Annotated in this window: 17 protein-coding genes; all 17 read right to left on the reverse strand. The window is 41.4% G+C overall.

Features of this window, described 5'->3' with window-relative positions; translation table 11 throughout:
- Positions 1 to 117 precede the first annotated feature (117 nt).
- Positions 118 to 1,152 (reverse strand): Gfo/Idh/MocA family protein, encoded by a 1,035-nt coding sequence (locus tag MHH61_RS18325; protein ID WP_025093209.1) that lies wholly within the window; start codon positions 1,150 to 1,152, stop codon positions 118 to 120.
- Positions 1,153 to 1,217: 65 nt separating this feature from the next.
- On the reverse strand, positions 1,218 to 2,678 hold the full coding sequence (locus MHH61_RS18330) for a CoA-acylating methylmalonate-semialdehyde dehydrogenase (RefSeq protein WP_076839757.1): 1,461 nt from the start codon (positions 2,676 to 2,678) through the stop codon (positions 1,218 to 1,220).
- A 19-nt stretch (positions 2,679 to 2,697) separates the two neighbouring features.
- Positions 2,698 to 3,708, reverse strand: coding sequence for a 5-dehydro-2-deoxygluconokinase (gene iolC / locus MHH61_RS18335; RefSeq protein WP_125587395.1), 1,011 nt, complete (start codon positions 3,706 to 3,708; stop codon positions 2,698 to 2,700).
- Positions 3,708 to 4,538 carry a 5-deoxy-glucuronate isomerase gene (gene iolB / locus MHH61_RS18340; protein WP_125587396.1) on the reverse strand — a complete coding sequence of 277 codons (831 nt, stop codon included), beginning with the start codon at positions 4,536 to 4,538 and terminating at the stop codon, positions 3,708 to 3,710. Before iolB ends, iolC begins: the two co-directional genes overlap by 1 nt.
- A 28-nt stretch (positions 4,539 to 4,566) precedes the next feature.
- Positions 4,567 to 6,492, reverse strand: coding sequence for a 3D-(3,5/4)-trihydroxycyclohexane-1,2-dione acylhydrolase (decyclizing) (gene iolD, locus MHH61_RS18345; protein ID WP_125587397.1), 1,926 nt, complete (start codon positions 6,490 to 6,492; stop codon positions 4,567 to 4,569).
- Between the two features lie 42 nt (positions 6,493 to 6,534).
- Positions 6,535 to 7,320: a DeoR/GlpR family DNA-binding transcription regulator gene (locus MHH61_RS18350; RefSeq protein ID WP_044334545.1), complete on the reverse strand. Its 786-nt coding sequence runs from the start codon at positions 7,318 to 7,320 to the stop codon at positions 6,535 to 6,537.
- Positions 7,321 to 7,369: 49 nt separating this feature from the next.
- Positions 7,370 to 8,239, reverse strand: coding sequence for a class II fructose-1,6-bisphosphate aldolase (gene fba / locus MHH61_RS18355; RefSeq protein ID WP_125587398.1), 870 nt, complete (start codon positions 8,237 to 8,239; stop codon positions 7,370 to 7,372).
- 77 nt (positions 8,240 to 8,316) lie between these two features.
- The gene (locus MHH61_RS18360; RefSeq protein ID WP_125587399.1) at positions 8,317 to 9,732 is read right to left on the reverse strand and encodes a sugar porter family MFS transporter; all 1,416 of its coding nucleotides are present in this window, start codon (positions 9,730 to 9,732) and stop codon (positions 8,317 to 8,319) included.
- Between the two features lie 20 nt (positions 9,733 to 9,752).
- Complete coding sequence (iolE, locus tag MHH61_RS18365; RefSeq protein ID WP_103132509.1) at positions 9,753 to 10,646, reverse strand: myo-inosose-2 dehydratase; 894 nt, start codon at positions 10,644 to 10,646, stop codon at positions 9,753 to 9,755.
- Positions 10,647 to 11,134: 488 nt separating this feature from the next.
- Positions 11,135 to 12,475 (reverse strand): alpha-glucosidase/alpha-galactosidase, encoded by a 1,341-nt coding sequence (locus tag MHH61_RS18370; RefSeq protein ID WP_125587400.1) that lies wholly within the window; start codon positions 12,473 to 12,475, stop codon positions 11,135 to 11,137.
- A gap of 31 nt (positions 12,476 to 12,506) precedes the next feature.
- Entirely contained in the window at positions 12,507 to 13,337 is an 831-nt protein-coding gene (locus MHH61_RS18375; protein WP_024425187.1) for a carbohydrate ABC transporter permease, read from the reverse strand.
- Positions 13,337 to 14,269, reverse strand: a complete 933-nt coding sequence (locus tag MHH61_RS18380) for a carbohydrate ABC transporter permease (RefSeq protein ID WP_034622082.1) — start codon at positions 14,267 to 14,269, stop codon at positions 13,337 to 13,339. The genes MHH61_RS18375 and MHH61_RS18380 overlap by 1 nt, the downstream gene beginning before the upstream one ends.
- Before the next feature lie 31 nt (positions 14,270 to 14,300).
- Positions 14,301 to 15,557, reverse strand: coding sequence for an ABC transporter substrate-binding protein (locus MHH61_RS18385; protein WP_125587401.1), 1,257 nt, complete (start codon positions 15,555 to 15,557; stop codon positions 14,301 to 14,303).
- 218 nt (positions 15,558 to 15,775) lie between these two features.
- Positions 15,776 to 16,816 (reverse strand): LacI family DNA-binding transcriptional regulator, encoded by a 1,041-nt coding sequence (locus MHH61_RS18390; protein WP_125587402.1) that lies wholly within the window; start codon positions 16,814 to 16,816, stop codon positions 15,776 to 15,778.
- A 185-nt stretch (positions 16,817 to 17,001) separates the two neighbouring features.
- Positions 17,002 to 17,694, reverse strand: coding sequence for a D-allulose 6-phosphate 3-epimerase (gene alsE, locus MHH61_RS18395; RefSeq protein ID WP_024425190.1), 693 nt, complete (start codon positions 17,692 to 17,694; stop codon positions 17,002 to 17,004).
- Positions 17,695 to 17,711: 17 nt separating this feature from the next.
- Entirely contained in the window at positions 17,712 to 18,974 is a 1,263-nt protein-coding gene (locus tag MHH61_RS18400; protein ID WP_224426475.1) for a PTS ascorbate transporter subunit IIC, read from the reverse strand.
- 25 nt (positions 18,975 to 18,999) lie between these two features.
- The gene (locus MHH61_RS18405) at positions 19,000 to 19,266 is read right to left on the reverse strand and encodes a PTS sugar transporter subunit IIB (protein ID WP_024425192.1); all 267 of its coding nucleotides are present in this window, start codon (positions 19,264 to 19,266) and stop codon (positions 19,000 to 19,002) included.
- Positions 19,267 to 19,274: the final 8 nt, after the last annotated feature.

A 19,274-nucleotide genomic window follows, 5' to 3' on the forward strand; every position in this document is an offset into this window, starting at 1 on the left:
ACCCTTACTTTTTGACTAGAAGACAACAAAAAATGCAGTCTCCCATGATGGAGCTGCATTTTTTCTTTTTTGGAATGAAAAAGAGACTGCTTTCAGCAGCCTCTTCTTTTGAATTGATTATACTTTTTCAGGAACAAATGATTGATGATAAAAGGCTGGACGTTCTTGGAGATGGATTGGTGTTGTCTCACCAGTTGCCTTTGCTTTAAGACAAGCATCTGCTGTTACGGCAGCTACATATCCATCCCAAGCAGTAGGTCCATTTACTTCTCCTTTTAAGGAGGAATTGATCCAATCCTGCAATTCCTCGTCATAGGCTGCTTTAAATCGATGCTGCCAGTCTGTTAAGATATTTGTAGATCGTGTTGCCTGACTATGCAAAACGACACTGGCAGGATCAGGCAGACTTGCAATCCCTTTTTCACCGACAATTTGACACTGAATGTCATAGCCGTACTGACAATGAACGAATATTTCGCCATTGATGATGGTTCCTTGTTGCGTCTTCATGATCACTATTAAAGGATCTTGTAAGTGCTCAGCAGCTTGCTGCGTTTTTTTAGGTGCAATGACTTGTACGGATACGTATTCATCATTTAGTAACCAGCGGTGGACATCGATTTCATGAATGAATGTATCGACAATTGACATATCTCCTGTATATGTGTCAGGGACGGTTTGGTTTCTATGTGCAGCATGAATTATTAATGGTTCACCTACTTGTCCTTCATCCAGTACTTGTTTTAAAGCGCGATATCCCGAATCGTACCGGCGCATATATCCAACCTGTACGAGTAATTTCCCTTTCTTCATTTCAGCCTCGACTATACGAATGCAGCCTTCTGCTGTGGTTGCAAGTGGTTTTTCACAAAAAACAGGTTTATTAGCTTCAATAGCAGCTAACACATATTCTTCATGTGTCGGCCCCCATGATGTGACGATAACGGCATCTACCTCATCTGATTGAATGAGTTGATGGCCATCCTCATAAATACGTGCATCAAGGCTGAATGCATCTACGATGGCTTTTGCCTGCTGTCTGTTCACATCAGTAACAGCCACCACTCTTCCTTTAGACAGCGTATTTGTAATTCGCTTCATATGATCTTGACCAATGGCACCTATACCAATAACACCAATCTTTAATTCCATCGTGTTACCTCCTGTTATTGTGCTTTTTCGCACAGCTGTTTTGAAGTTGATAGGAGTATGTTGTATTACATATAACGAGCGGTGACCATTTTCTTTCTAGTATAAAATTCAACACCGTCCGTGCCATTTGCGTGCAGGTCGCCATAGAATGAATCTTTCCAACCTGAGAATGGGAAAAATGCCATTGGTGCTGGAACGCCAACATTAATACCTAACATGCCTGCATCAATATTCTCGCGGAATTCCCTCACACTTGATGCACTATCAGTGTAAAGGCAGGCACCATTTGCAAATTTAGACTCATTGGCAATTTCAATAGCATCAGCAAGCGATGAAACGCGAACAATGGATAAAACGGGAGCGAAAATTTCGTCCTGCCAAATTTTCATTTCTTTTGTTACATGATCAAAAATAGTCGGTCCGATAAAGTATCCTTCTCCCTCTGTTTCACGATCTTTGCGGCCATCACGAATGAGACTCGCTCCTTCTTCAATACCTGATTGAATATATTGAAGCGTTCGTTCTTTGTGACTTTCCCGAATGACCGGGCCGAGGAAAACATCTTCATTCATACCATTTCCAATGACCATCTGATTGGATTCAGCGATTAATTTTTGAATGAGCTCGTCAGCGATATCTTCTTCTACTGTGACAACAGCTGCAGCCATACATCTTTCTCCAGCAGAGCCAAAGGCAGCACCAACAATTTGTTTGACGGCTGCATCTATATCTGCGTCTTTTAGGACAATGGAGTGATTTTTAGCCCCTGCAAGTGCTTGGACACGTTTGCCATGCTCTGTTCCTTTTTTATAGACATATTCTGCGACTGGCTGAGAGCCGACAAATGAAATAGCTTTGACCTTTTGATGTTCAAGCAGGCCGTTAACGACATCGTGAGCCCCATTGACTATGTTAAGAACACCTTTTGGAAGACCCGCTTCTTCAAACAGCTCTGCTAACCGTGCCGCAAGAACAGGCGTACGTTCTGAAGGTTTTAAGACAAACGTATTTCCGCAGGCAATGGCAAGCGGGAACATCCAGCAAGGAACCATCATTGGAAAGTTAAATGGCGTAATGCCGCCAATGACGCCAATAGGATAGCGGTACATGCCTGATTCAAGTCCAGTCGCAATATCTGGCAGCTGTTTTCCCATCATTAAAGTTGGGGCACCGGCTGCGAATTCGACGCATTCAATGCCTCGCTGTACTTCTCCGCGTGCTTCAGTTAAGCTTTTTCCATTTTCGAGCGTAACCAGTTCGGCTAATTCTTCCCATTTTTCGACTAATAATTGCTGATATTTAAAGAGAATACGTGCACGTCTTGGTACAGGGGTTTTAGACCAGCTGGAAAACGCTTCTTTTGCTGCTTGAACTGCTCGTTCTACATCTCCTTTTGTTGATAGGGGAACTTCTGCAATGATTTTTCCTGTTGCTGGATTATAAACGGGTTCAGTTTGACTTGTTTCAGCATTTACCCATTCTCCTCCAATATAATTTTTTAATGTTTTGACAGTTGTTTTAGCCATGGTATTCTCTCCTCTACGATTAAATTGGTTGTGATTGTTCAACTTTTGTTTCGATCATAAAGTCTTTGATTTCTTTAACTGTGGGCATGGCATCTGATGAACTATGCTTAGAAATTACGATGGAGGCAGAAGCGCTTCCAAAACGCATAGCTTCTTCAATGGACATGTTGTTCATCAGTCCATAAATAAAGGCAGAAGCATATGAATCTCCCGCTCCGAATGTTTTGAGGACCTTTGTTTTAAAGATGCCGCCTCGATATGACTGTCCATCCTGTGTATAAGCGATGGAACCATCACCCCCATGTTTAATAACAACGATTTTGGCATGGTGTGAAAACCATTTTTTGGCGGTTGATTCATCATTTGACGGTCCATCTGCTATGAGTTTTTCCATCATATCAAACTCTTCTCTTGTGCCGATGATCACGTCTGATTTTTCAGCAGCTAAATTGTAATAAATCGCTGTTTCTTGCTCGGTTTGCCAAGTGTATGGACGATAATCCAGGTCAAAGAAGACAGTTACGTGATGCTTACGTGCATAATCAAGTGCCACAAATACTGCTTCTCTTGATGGACTTTTTGCTAGTGCAGTGCCTGAGATGAGTAAGGCTTTCGCCTTTTTGATATATTGTTCAGATACTTCTTGGACATCGATTTTTAAATCTGCTACATTGTCTCGGTACATTAAAATACTGCATTCTTCGGGACTCTTAATCTCAGTAAAAGCAAGACCCGTGACAGCACCAGATTGATCTATGACAATGCCGTCTGTATTGATGTTGTTCTTTTCCAAGTAGCTTGTTGCAAAACGTCCCATCTGATCGTTAGCGACTTTTCCAATGAATCCAGATTTCATACCGAGCCTTGCTAAACCAATGGCAATGTTGGCTGGAGACCCCCCGACGTATTTTGTGAAAGTCATCGTCTCTTCCATCGGCCGATTCAGTTCGTTCGCATTTAAATCAATACATAATCTACCCATTGCAATAACATCAAGCTGCCGATCTTGTTTAAATGTTAAGTCTAGCATCAGCGCCCCTCCCTTTTCATACTCAATTTGTTTTTCATCACCCATTCATGTTCAGCATTGTTATGAAACTTCCAAGTTCTCACTGGACCTGCCATGACATTCAAATAATAGATTTCATAGCCTGGTGGTGCTGACACAGGGTGATATCCTTTTGGTACAAGAACGGCGGAACTATCTCTTACAGCCATTGTCTCATCTAGTGAAAGATCATCTGTATATACTCTTTGTAAAACAAAACCTTGTTCTGGGTTTACTTTGTGATAATACGTTTCTTCTAAATAAGATTCGTGCGGTAAATTATCTTGATCATGTTTATGCGGCGGATAGCTCGACCAGTTTCCTTCCGGTGTAAATACTTCCACAACAAGCAGGTGGTCAGCTGGTTCATGTTCGGGTAAAATGTTGTGAACCTGTCTTGCAATATTACCTGCGCCTCTATGTTCAACCTCTACTTGTTCAGGAAGTATGAGACGAGCTGGATATGTGCCTTTTCCAGGTGCACTACAAACGGCGATCTCAATATCTGTTATGGCTTCAATTTCGTAATGATCATCGTTTGGTATATAAATGGAGAAAGGAGGTGTTTTCTCAAAAACATTCATTCGTTCGCCAATTTCTTTCCATGTCTGTTCTTTCGTTTGGAGATGAAGTTTACCTGAGAGAATGACAATGCACACCTCATTTTCACCTGTTTTTTTACGAAGGTTTTCACCTTTTGCCAATGTGTACACCTCAAAGCCAATATAGGTCCAACCTGCTGATTGAGGTGTAATGCTCAGCACCTTTCCCTCTTTGTCTCTTTTTTGTTTCGGTACAATTAAATCAGCCATTATGCACACACCTTTCATGTAGCTTTTCTTAATATTGTCTTGCTTGTTTTAATTTTTGCTGTTTTTCTTCATATTCTTTTTTGATCTGTTCTTTATCAGAGATTTCTGAGATACCTACGTTCCACCATGAGTCACCGTAACCTGCTGTCATAGTTTTTGGAAGTACCTTCACATCAATCAGGGTACTGACTGTCTGCTTTTTAGCATCTTCAACCGCAGATTTCAGTTCATCGAGTGTATGAACTTCATATGTTTTTGCTCCATAACCTTTTGCTGATTGTGCAAAATTGATTCTCATAATCTCTCCATCAAGCTGTCCTGTTTTCTTGTTTCTTTTTCGAAATTCAGTCGCAAAACTGTCCATTCCATGGCCCATTTGCAAATTATTAATACAGCCAAAACCGGAGTTGTCAAAAAGAATGATATTAATCTTATAGCCCTCTTGAATGCTTGTGACAAGTTCACTATGCAGCATTAAATAACTGCCATCACCTGTTAAGGCATACACTTCTTTGGTTGGTTCAGCCATTTTTACTCCAAGTGCAGAAGCAATTTCGTAGCCCATACAAGAGTATCCATATTCAAGGTGATATGTGTTTCGCTCTTTTGTCACCCACATTCTCTGTAAATCTCCTGGGAGACTGCCTGCAGCACATGTAATAATGGAGTCAGATGGAATCCATTCGTTTAAACAGCCAAGTACAGTCGTTTGTGGTAGCGTTGTATGAAGTTTTTCCTTATATTCATCTAATTCATGAGCAAAGTGGCTTTTGATTTCAGGTGTAAAGCCTGTTTCAGTGTATTGAATATGACGAAGCCGGTGTAATTCTTGTGCCCAGCGCTGCTTTGCTTCTTTGATTTCATTTTGATAACCTGTTTGATAGTTTGCCAGTTCATCCTTTAATGCAAGGAGTGCCATCTTCGCATCAGAAATGACTGTTGTTGCATCTAATTTAGATGCATGATAATCGGATAGATTGATCGTTAAAACATCACTGTCTGCGTATAGCCGTTTAGATGATGTTGTAAAGTCTGTAAATCTAGTGCCGACGCCAATAATAAGGTCAGCCTTCTGAGCGAGTTCATTGGCAGCGCTATTGCCAGTGACACCAAGTCCGCCTACATTTAATGGGTGGCTGCTTTCAACACAGCTTTTACCAGCTTGTGTTTCACTAAAGGGTATATGAAAAGTTTCAGCAAATTGGACAAACTCGTCAGCCGCCTCTGAGTAACGCACCCCTCCGCCTAAAATCAAGAAAGGCTTCTTTTTCTTACGAATGAGTGCCGCTGCTTCTTGAATACTTCTTGCTGAAGGTGCATATCTGTCTAAAAAATGCGTCCGCTCTTGAAAAAAAGACAGCGGGTAATCCCATGCTTCTCCTTGAACATCTTGAGGAAGCGAAATTGTGACCGCACCAGTATCTGCTTGATTTGTTAAAACACGCATGGCGTTAATCAGTGCGGACATGAGCTGTTCTGGTCTTGAAACCCGGTCCCAGTATTTACTCACAGCCCGAAAGGCATCATTCGTCGATAAACTCAAGTCGTATGTTTGTTCAATCTGCTGAAGTGCTGGATCTGGCTGTCGTGTGGCAAAGACATCACTTGGGAAAAGCAAAAGTGGAATTTGATTCGCTGTTGCCGTTGCAGCAGCTGTGATCATATTGGCAGAGCCAGGCCCAACGGATGAGGTGCAGGCCATTACTTGTTTACGTTGCTTTTGTTTTGCGAAAGCCGTTGCAGCATGTGCCATCCCTTGTTCATTTCTTCCTTGATATACCTCGAGCCTTCCAGGGTTTTCTTGAAGGGCTTGACCGAGCCCCAACACATTTCCGTGACCGAAAATAGTAAAGATTCCTTTGATAAAAGGCTTTTTTTCACCGTCATATTCAACGTACTGGGCATTTAAAAATTTGACCAATGCTTGACTCACCGTTAATCTGATTGTGTCCATTTTTTCCCCTGCCTTATCTGAAAATATTTTTGACATGTTCCTTCATGTTAAAGTCTGCTGACTTTCATCTTGTGAAGGAGCAACGATCCATTTGATATGATTCTTTTTGAAAAAGGTTGTATAGGAGGTATCCAGAGAATCGTCAGTGATTAAGTAGTCGATTTCATCCAGCTGGCAATATGTCAACATCGCATATTTATTGAATTTTGTATGATCGACTAATAGAATCACTTCTCTACCTTTTTTGACGACCATTTCCTTCATGCTTGTTTCTACTGGCGATGAATTTGTTACTCCATTTGAAATAGAGACACCTGTTGAGGCCATAAACACTTTATCGAAGTTGTATTGAAGTACATCATTTGTATTAGTAATGCTGGAAAATGATTTCGTTTTCCGCTCTAATTGGCCGCCAGTTGAAATGACTTGAAGCTGAGTGTAAGGCAATGCTTGTACAATAAAGTCTAAGTTGTTCGTGACAACCGTTAATTCCTTTTCTTTTATAAAATGAATCATTTCTAATGTTGTGGTACCAGAGTCAATAAAAATGACATCGCCATCATCTACTAATCGAGCCGCATCTTTTGCAATCCATCTTTTTTGAAGTTGGTTTCGTGTTTGTCTGTCATGAAATGATTCAAGCCTTGCATGATTGGCTGCTACTCCCCCATAAACCTTTTGGATATGTCCTTCTTCAACGAGCTTTTGAACGTCTCGCCTAATCGTATTTTTTGACACCCCAAAGGTTGTGACAAGATCATCTAACGAGACAGACTGATGTTGGATCACATATTCTTTTATTTGCTGGATTCTTTTCGTTTTTATCATGCTTAATCTTCCTTTTCGTCTTATCTATGGGAGTGTCTGCTAGATGTGCTCAAACACGCTGACTTGATCCAAATTGTTGGATTTTCATCTTGACAACTTGTTTAATGGCTTCTGTACCAGGTGTTAAAATTGTTTGTGGATCATTGGTTGCTTTGTTTTTAGTTAGTTGAGCTCGGACAGCTTGATTCCAAGCTTCCAAGCATTCAGTGTTGACATTGATTTTTGCATGACCAAGTGAGATAGCCCTTTGAATCTGATCAACAGGAATGCCTGAACCGCCGTGTAAGACAAGCGGAACGTCTGTGAGTTCAGCTATTTGCTTCATCTCATCAAATCCTAGCCTCGGTTCTCCTTGATAAGAGCCATGCACTGAACCGAGTGCTGCGGCCAAGGCATCAATTCCTGTTTCTCTAACAAGGCGCACACATTCGTATGGATCAGCATAGATGATATTTCCAATCAAGCCATCTTCCATTCCTCCAACAGAGCCAACTTCAGCTTCGACAGATACACCTCTTTTAGAGGCATAATGAACAACTTCTTTTGTCATGGTAATATTTTGTGAAAGAGGATAGGAAGAGCCGTCTATCATGACTGAGCTAAATCCTGCATCAATGGCAGCTTTGCACCGAGAGACAGTCATGCCATGATCTAAATGTAAAGAAACTGGGACACTGATCTCCAAATCTCTCATTAACCCTTCAACCATGCCTACAATCGTGTGAAAGCCGCCCAAATAATCAATGAGCCGGTCAGATGCTGCTAAAATGATAGGAGATCGCTCCTCTTTTGCCGCAAGTAAGATGGCTTTCACCCATTGCAAACCATTGATATTAATTTGTCCTACTGCATATTGTTTTTGTTTTGCTTCATGCAGTATGCTTTTCATTGAAATGAGCTTTGAATCTATCACGGTCATCTATTGAACACTCCTTACTATTGAAACTCCATTTTCACAAATTGGTTCGACACCATCTTTGTTTTCATCCCTTTTATTTAAGACAGTGTTTGATGATCTGTTGTGATGTCAATTGATGTTTGATCGTGCTTACGGAAATTCATTTCTAGTTCTTCAAGTGTCAGCCCTTTTGTTTCCGGTAAGCACTTCACCACAAACAAAATAGACAGGACTCCGAAAGCGACAAAAACGAAGAAAGTCATCGAGAGGCCGATCTGAGCAAGTAATATTGGGAACGTCAAACCAATTAAAAAGTTCACCATCCATAGACAAAATACACTTACTCCCATACCAAGCCCCCGCAGCCGAAGAGGAAAAATTTCTGACAGCATGAGCCAAGTGACAGGAGAGATGGCGCCTTGCTGGAATGCAAGGAATGTAATCGTCAAAAATAAAATCAAATATGGAAGAAAGGCTGTTCCTGCAAAAAAATTAGAGCAAATGCCGATAGACAGTAATGTGAAGGTTGTTCCAATCAAGCCTGAAATTAACATAGGGCGACGTCCTATTTTGCCAAGCAGCCAAATTCCAACAAATGTAGCAAGGACAGAGATAACACCATTCCCGATATTCCCAATTAGAGCCGCCTTCGTTTCGAAACCTGCATCCTTTAAAATTTCTGTTCCGTAATACATGATGGAATTAACTCCTGTGAACTGCTGTACAACCGCAATTCCTATGCCGATAAACACAAGCCGCCTAATCCAAGGCGTGGATAAATCTTTTAAAGTCGCTTTATCTAAATTTACTTCTTCCCTGTAAGCGTTCTCTATTTCGAGCAACTCCGTTTTCGCCGCTCCTTTTGAGCGAATGCGGTGAAGTACTTGAAGTGCTTCTTTGTTTTTCCCCTTTGTTACAAGCCATCTTGGGCTCTCTGGCACTTTTAGCATACCGAAGAATAAAATAATGGCTGGAATCGCCGCAATTGGTAGCATGATGCGCCATACATACGGGTTCTCTCCAAATAAATTTCCAATCAATGCATTACAGGTAAAAGCAAGTAATTGACCGGATACGATCATCAGTTCATTTTGTGTGACGATTCTTCCGCGATTTTCTGCTGGAGAGATTTCAGCTAAAAAGGCTGGAACTATGACTGAAGCTCCTCCAACTGCAAGCCCTAAAAAGAATCGGAATAAGACCATTACTTCAGCGTTTGGTGATACAGTACATCCTAATGTAGAAAAAAAGAATAGAGCGGCTAAGTAAAAAATAGTTTTACGGCGTCCGAACCTGTCTGATAAACGTCCGCATATGACTGCACCTAATGCTGCACCTAATAATAATGCACTTGTTACAATCCCTTGCATCACTGCTGTTAAATTTAACTGATTCGGTAAAGACATGTAAGGTAATGCACCATTTAATACACCAGTGTCATAACCAAAAAGAAGTCCTCCAAAGGTCGAAATTAGGATAATAGATCTTAAATTGGTTTGTTGACTTTTGTTCATGGTCTTTTCTCCTGTTCTCTTTAAGAATGAATAGCCAAGTTTTCATCGATATACTGACGAGCCTTTAATGCATATTCTAAAGGATGGGCAATCGCAGGATTCTGTTCAGCTTCTATGACGATCCACCCTTTATAGCCATGACTGATTAACAAACGGTATACTTCATTAAAATCGATACAGCCATCCCCAGGTACTGTAAACAATCCATTTAAGAAAGATTCAGAAAAAGACAATTCTTTTTGACGACAGCTTTCCATCACTTCTTTTCTCACATCTTTAAAATGCACGTGCTGGATACGGTCGATATGCAGCTTGAGCAAGGATAAATAATCGCCATCTGATACGTAAATATGTCCAGTATCATATAGAAGGTGAACATACCGAGGGTCTGTTCCAGCTAAAAGACGTGTGACATCTGATAAGGTTTGTACCCCTGTTCCGAGATGATGATGATAGACTAGTTTGAGATGATAACTGTTTGCTATTTGACCTAATTCATTGAGACCTTCTAAAAGCAGTGCCCATTCCTCACCTGTGAAAGATGGCTGATGCTGATAGATGTTGATGTTTTCTTTTTGAATGGAATACGTTTGCTCTGAGACAACAGCTACACTAGCATGAATGTCTTGCAAGTACTGACAATGCTTTTTGAATGCTTGTATTGAAGCCGCTAAACCATCTCGTATCATATAACTGCTAAACCATTTTCCAGCTATTTTTAAATTGCGAAGTTTTAGTTCTTTATTCAAGACAGCTGCTTCTGGAAAGAAACCACCTGCTTCAGTTCCTTCAAAGCCAGCGACACAAATATCACTTAATAAATGAGATAGTGTGTTTTCGGCGCCAAGTGCTGGAATGTCATCGTTCCTCCATCCAATAGGCGCGATGCCCCATAAAATTTCTTCTTTAGACACGTTGTTTGTCACCATCCTTTTATTCATCGTCTTTATTTTCATCAAAATTTATCACGAGTTAACCAATATAGTGATGATAAATTGAGTAACTCATGGTTAATTTTGAGGTAATCATAATATTAAAAGCGCTTTCAGTCAATTATTTTTCTGAATTTTTTCTATTTATTTGTGATTTTTTGTATAAAAAAACCTGATGGCATTTGCACATCAGGTCTTGTTCCTTATTCATTTATTATAGATTTGACTTAATTTTAATGATAGATTCACCGTAATGCTTCATGGATTCTTTTAGTTCTTCAATAAACTTTTTCACATATGTTTTCATAATGAATGACTCCTTCGTTTTTCGGATTCTTTCATTATGAAGACAGTGTGTTTTATTTGCAAAACAGATGAAAGCGTCAACAAACTTTCAATTCATCCATTTGGCTCTTTTTCCTGTGATTTTCACCGACTACTATTTTTTTAAAAAAGATTGATTAGCATGATTAATTTGATGACGGTGATGAAGCGCTATACTGTGTAGCCCCTTTGTAGGCTGGCAGTCTATCCCCATGCGCTTCAATAAGGTCGTCGCAAAGATTCACGATGTCATCAATTGATAGTTCAGCGCTTGTGTGTGGATCCAGTAGAGCTGCTTGATAAATGTGTTCTTTTTTACCGCTCATCGCTGCTTCAATCGTCATCAGCTGTGAGCTGATATTCGTTCGGTTGAGTCCTGCCAATTGTTCAGGTATTTCTCCGACATAGCATGGCATGATGCCGCTTCGATCTGCCACACACGGTACTTCTACACAAGCTTTTTCAGGCAGGTTGTCAATGAGCCCGCCAGTGTTCAGAACATTTCCACCAAATTTAAAGGGAACGTTCGTTTCGATCGCTTCAATGATCCGGGAACCATATTCTTTTGAGCGGGTATGTGTGATCTGTGTGTTTCCCACAAGGTCATGCTTCATTGTATTCCAATTGTTGATTTGTTCCTCGCAGCGTCGCGGATATTCATCGAGCGGAATGTTAAACTGACCGATTAGTTCAGGGTACCGTGATTTGATGAAATATGGATGGTATTCGGCATTGTGCTCTGAGGATTCTGTGACATAGTAGCCGAATTTATCCATCAGTTCAAAACGAACCATATCATGATGCCGCGATTGCTGCTTTTCTTTTGCTCGTCTTTTGATTTCTGGATACAAGTCTTTTCCGTCTCGTTTTACCTCTAATAACCATGCCATATGGTTAATGCCGGCGATTTTTTCCTCAATGCCTTCATGTTCCATTTCAAGAGATTCAAATAGGTCCTTTGTACACACCTGCACACTATGACAGAGACCAACCGTTTGAATCTGAGTATAGCGAAGCATCGTACCAGTCAGTGTGGCCATTGGATTCGTGTAATTTAACAATAAAGCATTTGGACAAACCTCTTCCATATCCTTTGCAAAGTCAAGCATGACAGGAATCGTCCGAAGGGAACGGAAGATGCCGCCGATCCCTACCGTATCCGCAATCGTTTGTCTTAATCCGTATTTTTTAGGTATTTCAAAATCAATGACAGTACTTGGCCGATAGCCTCCAACTTGGATGGCATTGATGACATATTTTGCATCCTTTAAGGCTTCTTTGCGGTTGTGATAGGACTGGATGGTCACGTTTGCATCGTAATTTGCTTTTAAATGCGACAGCATTGTTTCTGATTCTTTCAGCCGGTTGTGGTCGATATCATATAATGCGAATTCAAACCCTGCAAGGGCGGGAACAAACAGACAATCTCCTAATATATTTTTAGCAAACACGGTACTCCCTGCACCGATAAATGTAATTTTAGACATAGACGACTCTCCTTTTTACATCCATATTGGGCTAGCCTTTGACAGAGCCTTGTGAAAGCCCTGCGATAAAATATTTTTGCAAAAGTAAAAACATCGTGACCATTGGCAGCATCGCAATGAGTGCAGCTGCCCCAACGAGCTGAAGCTGATGCTGATTTTGACCAAAAAAATGGGATAAGGCGACTGTGAGTGTATGCATCTCTTTATCTTGCAAAAAGAAGATAGCAAATTGATAGTCGTTCCAAATATACACGCAGGCAATGATTAATACAGAAGCGGTAATGGGCTTCAGAAGCGGAAAAACGACTGTGAAAAAAACTCTGAGTGTCCCTGCTCCATCAATACGGGCAGCTTCTTCAAGCTCCTTTGGAATTGTCGACCGGATAAAGCCTGCGTATAAGAAAATTGTCAGCGGCAAAAAAGCAGCCACATTATTTAAAATAGCAATTTGATAGGTATTCATCATCCCGATTTGAACGACCATTTTATAGAGCGGGACAAGGGCTGTAAGCGGTGGAATGACCATAATGGCAATAAATAAAACATAGACTGCTTTATTCAGCTTTGTGTTCCTTCTTGCAAGCGGATAGGCTGCAAGAGATCCAAAGATAATGAGCAATACAGCGGAACTGAACGTAATGATCACTGTATTCAAAAAGGACTGGCCAAGCTGAGCCTCTGTCCATGCTGTGCGGAAGTTTTCAAGATGCAGTGCTTTCGGAAACAGCCATTTTGAACTGAAATCTCCTATCCCCTTTAATGATGTTGTCACCAAAATATAAAATGGAATGAGGTGCAGCAATGTGATCAATAGTGCGAGGACGGAGTACCATCTTTTCTTGCGTTTATAGGCGTTATCCATCACACCTCGGTCTCCTTTCGTTTGAAATAAATCAGCGCTGCGACACTAATGACAAGGATGATGACCGCCATGAACACCCCTTGTGTCGCTGCATAGCCTGCATCCTGACGTTTGAAATACAGATCATACATAAAGGTCGACATGGATTGCGAGGAATCTCCAGGTCCGCCGCCCGTGAGTGCCACAATGACATCAAAGAGCTTGAGCCCGCCAATGACATTCAGCACAACATTAATGGTGATCGACGGCATAAGCAGTGGCAATGTAATCCGCCTGAATTGCTGGAAGCTCGATGCGCCGTCTAATTGAGCCGCTTCATAATAATCCTTAGGAATACTTTGAAGTCCTGCTAGATAAATGATCATTGCAATCCCCACAAATTGATATGTGTTGACAAGCACAATGATCCATGTGTTTAATTCCGGATTGCCGAGCGCATTTATTTGATCGAATCCAAAAAGCGTCACCACATCATTTAAGGCACCGCCTTGGTAAGCAAACACAAAATACCAAATATAGCCCATCGCAATCGGGCTGATCATGACAGGTAAATAGATGACCGTTCTTGTGATGGCTTTCATCTTTAAACTTTGATTTAATAAAAGAGCATATCCAAGTCCGATGATATTTTGCAAGATGGTGCTCCCAATTCCATAGAGAAGCGTGTTTTTGACAACAAGCCATGTCGCTTGATCCTGAAGCAGCCTTTGATATTGCTCAAGACCAATCCATTGATAAGTTTGTGAGAAACCGTTCCAATTCGTAAAAGAAAGCTGAATGCCGTTCAAAAAAGGATAAATGATAAAGGTACTGACGACGAGAACAGCTGGCATGTACATCCACCAAAGTGAGGAATTCCGGCGTTTTTGCATCTTTTGTTTTGGTAAAGAGGTGAATACGGCTGGCTGCTTTGCTTTTGTGATGTCATTCATTGGCTTCACTCCTGTTTTCAGCATCCATCAGCTATTGTTTTTTCAAACGCTTATATTCCTCTTCCATTTTCTTTGATAACTGTTCTGGTGTGATCGAGCCTGCTAATAATTCTTGACCGGTTGTTGCCATGACCGCCCACATTCCGCTTGGTAAGTATTTTCGATCGAAATACGGTTCAATCTTTACCTGTTCGTATTGATCGTAAAATGTAGAGTAATAGTTTTTCGCTTTCACTTGTTTTAGAGCTGTTTCAGAGGATGTGCCCTCTGCGATTTTTTTTGCGTTTTCAGGTTTTGCTAAAAAATCGATGAATTGTTTTGCTTCTTTTAGATGCTTAGAGCCTTTCCAAGCAGCAACAGTAAAACGTTCTCCGCCAATCCAGCTTTGTTCATCTCCTTTATGAATGGCTGGAACAGGCATCGTGCCTACTTTGATCGATGAATTCAGCTCTGTTGCTTCAGGTCCTAAGGATCCTCCGACAAAGGTGAAGGCGATTTTGTTTTGCGCCATGAGTTCAGGCGCTTGAGATAGTTTCGCTGTCAGGACATCCTTGTTTAAAAGGTCTTGATCCTTCAGATCTTTCATGAATTGTGCAAGCGGGGTATAGAGAGACCAATCAAATGATCCGTTTTCAAGTTCTTTTCCGTATTGATGCTTTTGATCGGTGATTAATAAAGGCGTCGCCAGCTCATCAAAGACTTGGGCAATATTTGAGTTATCTCCTCCTGGTATCCAGAGCGGCACAACATCTCCTTTGCTCTTTTCTTTCACTGTCAGCAAAGCAGATTTTAATTCATCAAGTGTTCTAGGCACTTCTATGCCATATTCCTTTAATAGATTGGCATTAAAGCTAAGCCCGTCTTTTGCTTGATTCAGCGGATAAGCGTACACTTTCCCATCTTGGTCTTTTAAAATCTGGTCGAGTGAAGGATCAAGCTGTTTGACCCAATCCATCTCTTTTAAATCAGCCACATACTCGCTATAGCGCAGTTTGGCCCAGCCATGTGTATCAAACAGGTCTGGCATATCGTTTGCTCCCATTTTGACGCGGATCATATCTTCATAGCTGTTGCCTGGGAAATTAGCATCGATTCGAATCTTTTGATGCTCCTTCTCAAACTCGCGAATGACTTCTTCAAACGCTTTTCTTTCCCCGCTGTTGCTCATCGTTGAAAATAGCGTCAAGGTGACCTTTCCATTTGCTTCAGATGAGCTGTTATTACCGCAAGCAGACAAAATCATGGTCAAGAACATGGCTGCAGTCAGCAGCATGATTTTTTTATTCATGGTTTCCTCCTTTTAATCACTGAAAATTCAGACGATAATCGGTAGAATTCATGCAGTTGCGGAAACAAAGGAAGTCCATTATACTGGAATTCTATTCTTTTCTAAGAGATAAGAGAGCATACCGGCAGGCTGCCTTGTTCTTAGCATGATCTGGCCATCATGCTAAGCAGCTTGCTTTCTGCTTTTTTGTCTCTTTTTTGTGTGCTGAAATCTATGGTTCACCCCCTTTCATGGATGAGACATGTACTGCCTCGCTCGACGAGTGTTGTTGGCACGACGACTTTTAGAGGAAGTTTTCTTCCGTTTATTCTCTCAAGCAAAAGTTTCATACCGACTTCCCCCATTTCTTCTGTATATACTTTGACGGTCGTAAGCGGCGGACTTGAAAATGACGCGGCTTCAATGTCATTAAACCCAACAATGGATACATCTGAAGGTACGTGTAGACCGGCTTCATGCAGAGCGCGCATTGCGCCGATTGCCATAGAGTCACTTCCAATGAAAAGAGCTTGCGGCAGTTTTCCCTTTTTGATCGCTTGCTGCATAAGCGTATAGCCTTCTTGCATGGAGTATTCACCAATGTGGATGTCTTCCATATGAAGAGCGCCCGCCTCCTGCATTCTTTTCATAAACGTCGTTTGTCTTTCGTCCTCAATCACAGCATTACCTTCAAAATAATGCTCCCGCTCTTTCCCGCCAATATAGCCTAGATGTGTATAGCCAAGAGATTGCAGATGACGAATGGCGCGATCTGCCGCTCTGACAAAATCCACATGTACACAATCATACAAATCTTCATCCGCATAATGATTGATAAAAACAATGTGTTCCATTCGATTTGTCATTTTTTCAACCGTATCCGGGCTGATTCGTCCAATGACGATCAAGCCGTCAATATCCTTTAGCATCGCCCCTTTATCCATGCTTCTTAGGCGAAAGGTATGGAGAGTGGACAGGCCTTGTTTGGCATATTCTTTTTCAATTCCTTTTCGGATCGATGAAAAAAAGGGATCATTTAATTCTTCGTCAATGGATTGAGCGACAACGACACCGATGACTGGGGATTCAGATGGGCTTATTTCTTCTGCTTGATCTGCTTTTCTTGCTCTCACTGGGGTATAGTTTAACTTCTTAGCAATGTCGAGGATGTTTTGTCTCGTTGCGTGTGAAACGGCAAGCGTTTGATCGCCATTTAACACACGGGATACAGTGGAAACGGACACTTTTGCATCATGAGCAATATCTTTGAGTGTGGTCATAGGCAAACTCCTCATCGTTATTTGACTAAATATTTACTAAAGATATTTGAAGGATAACACATAAATAAAGCGCTTTCAATTATGAATTTTTGATTTTTATTTTGTTTTTGGGTAAGTTTTGGTGAATGAATTGTGTTTTAGTAAAATTTGCGTAAAAAAGAGGATGGTTTTCATCCTCTCTTTTACTAACGTGATTCGATTGAGGCTGTTTCTTTTGCAAATATTTGCTTCATTCTTTCCCAAGCAGTGTCGAGTTCTTTATGAAGTCCAAATAAACCTGAGGTGCCGATGATGTAAATCTCATTTCCAGCCTCAGCAAGCAGCCGAAACGTGCTCTCATTACAAGAGCCGTCTACTTCAATTGAAAACGAGTATCCTCCGTGCTTTTTGATATCTCTCACCTGTTTAATTTTTTGAAGCATTTCTTTAATAAAAGGCTGTCCGGCAAAGCCTGGATCGATTGTCATGATCGTCACCCTGTCTATTAAATGAATAAAGGAATCTAATGCTGCAACTGGTGTGGCGGGATTTAGAACAAAGCCAACATCACATTTTCTTTGGTGAATATGCCGGATGATTCGAAAGGCATCTTTTTGCACGACTTCTGGGTGTAAACAAATCATCGTTGCGCCTGCATCAATACATGCATCGATTAAAAATTCCTGCGGATGTTCGGCCATTAGATGAACATCAATCGGTAAATTTGTCAGTTTCCGAAGCTGTTCAATGAAAAAGGGTGATAACGTCATATTCTTCACATAATGCCCATCCATCACGTCGACATGGTACCGGTCTGCTCTTGTGTTGAGAAGATGGATTTGTTCACGGAAGTGCGTTAGATCCATGCACATCAGTGAAGGTGAAAAAACGGCTGTCATTCTCAGGCGCCTCCTTTTTACAGCTGAAATAAAAACTTGATCAATCCAATCAAGATTCCGATGATACCAAAGTCTGTATCTCCAAACGTTGTCCCTTCAAAGCCAAGGGCTCCTAACACAGGTAATAAACAGGCAGGTAAAAAGGAAAGAAGCAATCCATTTACAAAGGCCCCAGCGACAGCACCTCTAACCCCTCCTGTTGCATTGCCATACACGCCTGCTGTAGCACCGCAAAAAAAGTGCGGGACAAGTCCAGGGACAATGACAGTCAAACCAAACAAAGGTAAAAGAAAAATGGATACGATGCCTCCTGCAAAGCTGCATAAAAAACCGATAATGACCGCATTTGGCGCAAATGGAAAAACGGTTGGCGCATCAAGTGCCGGCTTTGCCCCCTTCACGAATCGATCGGCAATCCCTTTAAACGCAGGTACGATCTCGCCAATGGCCATCCGTACCCCTGCTAAAATAATGTACACACCAGCAGCAAACGTAATCGCTTGAATGAGAATGAAGACAGCGAAGTTCGTGCCACCGCTAATTTGTTCTATATAAGGAATTCCTGCAAACGGTGCAATGGCAAAGAACAGTAAAGCCATCGTAATCGAAATGGCAACAGAGGTATCTCTTAGAAAACCGAGTGATTTAGGCACTTGAATGGTTTCCGTTGATTTTTCTGGAGATCCAACCCATTTGCCGATCATTCCCGCAGTAAAATAACCGAAAGTACTGAAGTGTCCAAGCGCGAGATCCTTGCTTCCGGTGACTTTCCTCGTAAACGGTTGAAGGATTGCGGGGGCAATGACCATAGCTGCCCCTAATATCATGGAGCCAGTAGAGATGAGCAGCCACCCGTGCATGCCGGCTGTCGAGAGAACGACGGCGAGCATCGCCGCCATATACAACGTGTGGTGACCAGTCAAAAAGACATATTTAAAGGGTGTAAATCTTGCAAGTAACAAATTGACCAGCATACCAAAAATCATGATAAGTGCTGTCTGTGTACCGAATTCCTTTTGAGCAATGGCGGCCATAGCATCTGTATTTGGGACAACCCCTTGAATGTGAAAGGCTGCTTCAAACATCTTTCGAAAAACCCCAAGTGAATCAGAGACGACTGTAGCGCCCGCCCCTAATATTAAGAAACCCATGGTTGTTTTCAAGGTGCCTGACACAGTGTCTGCAGCTGATTTTTTCTGCAAAAGTAAACCGGCTAGTGCAAACAAACCGATGAGAATGGCAGGTGTGCCCAATATATCGTTCATGATCAGTTCTATCATGATGTGAATCCCCCTTTTTCATGACTTAAATGTGTTGACGAAGGACGTCTTTAATGGCTTCCTGGTCTAACAAATTGTTTAAGCCAGCCACATTTCTTGTGCCGTCATTCAGCTGGTCAATAATATCAGCTGCTCCTATATAAAGGTCGGCTTGTTCATTTTTACTTGTACTGAGATCGGTATGATCCACTTCAGCTTTAAGACCTAATTCTTCTAATGCTTTTTTGACATTCATTTCTACAATAAAGCTGCTTCCTAACCCGTTTCCACATACAACAAGAATTTTTTTCATTTTCTTAC

Source organism: Bacillus sp. FSL K6-3154, from assembly GCF_040869395.1.
In the GTDB taxonomy this organism is placed as follows: Bacteria; Bacillota; Bacilli; order Bacillales; family Bacillaceae; genus Bacillus; species Bacillus safensis.